At 62.1% G+C, this 3,361-nt stretch carries 4 protein-coding genes; 3 read left to right on the top strand and 1 reads right to left on the bottom strand.

All coding sequences use genetic code 11. The features are described 5' to 3' along the window. The 3 genes from EN935_RS27685 to phnE (EN935_RS27675) form a co-directional block, all read left to right on the top strand. A partial coding sequence (locus tag EN935_RS27685; RefSeq protein WP_164771383.1) for a PhnD/SsuA/transferrin family substrate-binding protein occupies positions 1 to 445 on the top strand: 445 nt, incomplete at its 5' end. Positions 446 to 500: 55 nt separating this feature from the next. Continuing rightward, a complete protein-coding gene (gene phnE, locus EN935_RS27680; RefSeq protein WP_127263205.1) occupies positions 501 to 1,457 on the top strand; it encodes a phosphonate ABC transporter, permease protein PhnE in 957 nt (318 codons plus the stop codon). A 2-nt stretch (positions 1,458 to 1,459) separates the two neighbouring features. Continuing rightward, a complete protein-coding gene (gene phnE / locus EN935_RS27675) occupies positions 1,460 to 2,827 on the top strand; it encodes a phosphonate ABC transporter, permease protein PhnE (RefSeq protein ID WP_127263204.1) in 1,368 nt (455 codons plus the stop codon). 93 nt (positions 2,828 to 2,920) lie between these two features. On the opposite strand, the gene EN935_RS27670 is transcribed toward phnE (EN935_RS27675), so the two are convergent. Beyond that, positions 2,921 to 3,361 (bottom strand): sugar phosphate isomerase/epimerase family protein (locus EN935_RS27670; RefSeq protein WP_164771382.1); only part of this gene is annotated, 441 nt, incomplete at its 5' end.

Genomic DNA, 3,361 nt, shown 5'->3' with positions numbered 1-3,361 from the left:
GACCCAGATCCCGAAGGACACCGGCGCTTCGAACGAAAAGTTCTTCGCCTCGACCCAGTTCAACGGCGGCCACGAGAACAACGTCCTGGCCGTGCGTGACGGCAAGGTCGACGTGGCGGTGGACGATTCCTCCGGCATCGGCGACTTCAAGGACGGCTACTCCTCCGGCACTTTCCACAAGGAAGTCGCCAAGGGCGCCGTCGACCCCAACGACTTCGTCGAAGTCTGGCGCTCGGGCCTGATCCCGAACGGCCCGCTGGTCGTGCGCACCGCGCTCGGCGACGACATGACCGCCAAGCTCGCCAACTTCTTCACGCAGCTGCCGAAGAAGGACAAGGCCTGCTTCGAAGGCGTCGAAGGCGGCGATTTTACCGGCTACGTTCCGGTGAAGCCGGACTTCTACAACGTCATCGTCGAAGCCCGTAAGGCAGCCATCGGCGGCTAACGGCGAAATCAGGAAGGGCGGTGTTCAATGCACCGCCCTTTTTGCATCTCCGATCATGACCCTTTCCGTGACAGCCCCTTCCGGCGCCACTCACCAGATGGCCGACGCCTGGCGTCGCCAGACGTCCTTGCGCCGGCTCTACACCGCCATCGGTGTCGGCCTGCTCATTGTCGCGCTCGGCAGCACCATGTGGTTCGCCGACGAGGCCAATGCCGGGCATTTCTTCGACCGGCTGCCGCATTTGCTGGATTTCCTGAGTTGGCTCGTCCCCAAGGACTGGAACGATGTCTGGCGAGCGATGTTCGACGTCGCCTCCCCGCATGACACCGGTACCCAGGAATTCAACTTTCCGCTTGGCCGCGCCTATGTCTGGGGCAGCTTCTATATCCCTGAATATTTCGAGCTGATGCTGACCACGCTCAACGTGGCGCTGGTCTCGACCTTCATCGGCTTCGTCTTTGCCGTGCCGTTCTCCTTCATCGCGGCGCGCAACCTGACGCCGCATCCGGTGCTGCGGCTGATCGTCAAGCGCTTCATGGAACTGCTGCGCGCCTTTCCCGAGATCGTCATCGCCGGCCTGTTCGCGGCCATCGTCTCGATCGGTCCGATTGCCGCCATCATCGCCATCGGCCTGCATTCGATCGGCGCGCTGGGCAAGCTGTTCTACGAGATCAACGAAAACATCGACATGCGCGCCGAGGAAGGCCTGAGGGCGGTCGGCGCCAACTGGTTCGAGCGGGTGCGCTTTGCCGGTCTGCCGCAGGTGCTGCCCAACTTCATGTCCTACACACTGCTGCGGATCGAGATCAACGTGCGCATCTCCACCATCATGGGCGCGGTCGGCGGCGGCGGCATCGGCGAGGAGCTGAAGCTGTCCATCTCGCGCGGCTTCGGCGCCAAAACGATAGCTCTCGTGCTGCTCCTGTTCACGACGATCTTCATCGTCGACCAGTTCTCCGCCTGGCTGCGCCGCAAGCTGGTCGGCGAGCAGGCCTTCGTGATGGGAGCATGACCATGGCTGCCATGACGGCCGATCAAATCCAGTCGATCGAAGAGCGCTTCCCGCAGGTGTTCAGGCGGCCGCTCCACAAGCGCTTCGGACCGCTGCTGCTGATTGGCGGCATCTTTCTCTACCTGCTCTACGCGCTGTGGTTCTTCAACCTGCCGCAGGTCATGCGGGAATCGCACTGGGAGCGCCTGCCGCTGTTTCTGACCCAGTGGATCAGCTACGATGTGCAGCCGATCTTCCGCCTCGACGAGCCGCAGATCACCGCCAAGTACCCGCGCTTCTCGGTGCTCGGCCCGAACCCAAATCCGGACTGGGTCAAGACCAATGCCGACGGTTCGGTGACGATCCTGATCGACGGCACCGCCAAGTCGATCACCTTCACCAAGACGCAAGCGACGATCATTGCCAATGGTGAGACCGTTGCGGTCGCACTTGGCACAGGCAAACCGCTGATCTCCGGACCGGTTCCCGGCTGGATCACCGCGCATGAGGACGAGGTCGTCGCCGACATGGGCTTTGCCGGCGAGGCCCGCGTCGCCGTTGACCGCGTCAGGATCCGCAAGCGTTTTCTCGGCTGGGCAAACTTCGTCTTCGACACGCGCTCGCCTTTCTTCGGCAAATCGGCAAGCGAAGTGGCCTCGCTGATCGTCTCCGGACCCGAACTGAAACCGGGCACGTCCAATCTGGCGCTGGCCGGCGACAACATCTGGAACAATGCCCAGTGGCAGCACGGCGATGTCTGGACGAAACTCCTGCAGACCATCGTCATGGCCTTTCTCGGTACCATGCTGGGCGGCATCGTCGCCTTCCCGCTCGCCTTCTTCGCCGCCCGCAACATCACGCCCAGCCGGCTGGTCAACCAAGCGCTCAAGCGCTTCTTCGACTTCATGCGTTCCATCGACATGCTGATCTGGGCGCTATTCTTCACCCGCGCCTTCGGGCCCGGCCCGCTCGCGGGCAGTGCAGCCATCTTCTTCACCGAGATCGGCACGCTCGGCAAAGTCTATTCGGAAGGCCTCGAAAACATCGACGACAAGCCACGCGAGGGCATCAAGTCGACCGGTGCCAATGGCTTGCTGGTGCAGCGCTATGGCGTGATGCCGGAAGTCATCCCCATATTCATCAGCCAGACGCTCTACCAGTGGGAATCCAACACCCGCGGCGCCACCATCATCGGCGCCGTCGGCGCTGGCGGCATCGGCCTCAAGTTATGGGAGGCGATGCGCACCAATTCCAACTGGGCCAACGTCTTCTACATGGTGCTGCTGATCCTGCTCGTCGTCTTCATTTTCGACAACATTTCCAATTTCCTGCGCCGCCGGCTGAGCCGGACGATCCACGACTACAACAGGATCCAGGCCGAGCAGGGGTAGGCGCCTCGGCGCCATGATTGCCGGCAGCCCACCGCTCACTTCGTCATCCACGGGTCTCCGCGTCCGCTTCGCCCGTGATGACGAAGTGAGCGCTTAAGCCGCTCGTTTCCACCCGTTCCTGATATGCTCATACCCCTCGCGATAAACCGCTTCCGGGCTCTCCGAAAAATCGCGCCACACCTTGGTCGCCGCCGCTAGATCCTTGAGCGAACGCCCAAACGCCTCGATCGTCAGCCAGTCGTCATAGCCGCTCTTGCGGATGGCCGAGAATGTCTCCTTCCATGGAATGTTGCCGCGCCCGGGCACGCCGCGATCATTCTCGGAGATGTGGATATGCACGACATTCCGGCGGTGTTTTGTGTAGGCGCCGATCGGGTCGGCCTCCTCGATATTGGCATGGAAGGTGTCGTACATCGCCTTGATGTGCGGCCGGTCGATGGCGTCGATATGCTCCGACAGATCCGCCATCGTGTTGAGGAGATAGCATTCGAAGCGGTTGAGCGCCTCGAGCCCGATGGTGACGTTCCTCTTACC

The sequence above is a fragment of the Mesorhizobium sp. M7D.F.Ca.US.004.03.1.1 genome, from assembly GCF_003998635.1.
GTDB classification, from domain to species: Bacteria; Pseudomonadota; Alphaproteobacteria; order Rhizobiales; family Rhizobiaceae; genus Mesorhizobium; species Mesorhizobium loti.
Note: the sequence above shows the minus strand (reverse complement) of the source record. Positions and strands in the feature narration are given on the sequence as shown.

What these genes read in the sequence shown, in the direction of transcription:
- phnE (WP_127263204.1), top strand. Translation starts at nt 1,460, where the DNA reads ATGGCTGCCATGACGGCCGATCAAATCCAGTCGATCGAAGAGCGCTTC.
- phnE (WP_127263205.1), top strand. Translation starts at nt 501, where the DNA reads ATGACCCTTTCCGTGACAGCCCCTTCCGGCGCCACTCACCAGATGGCC.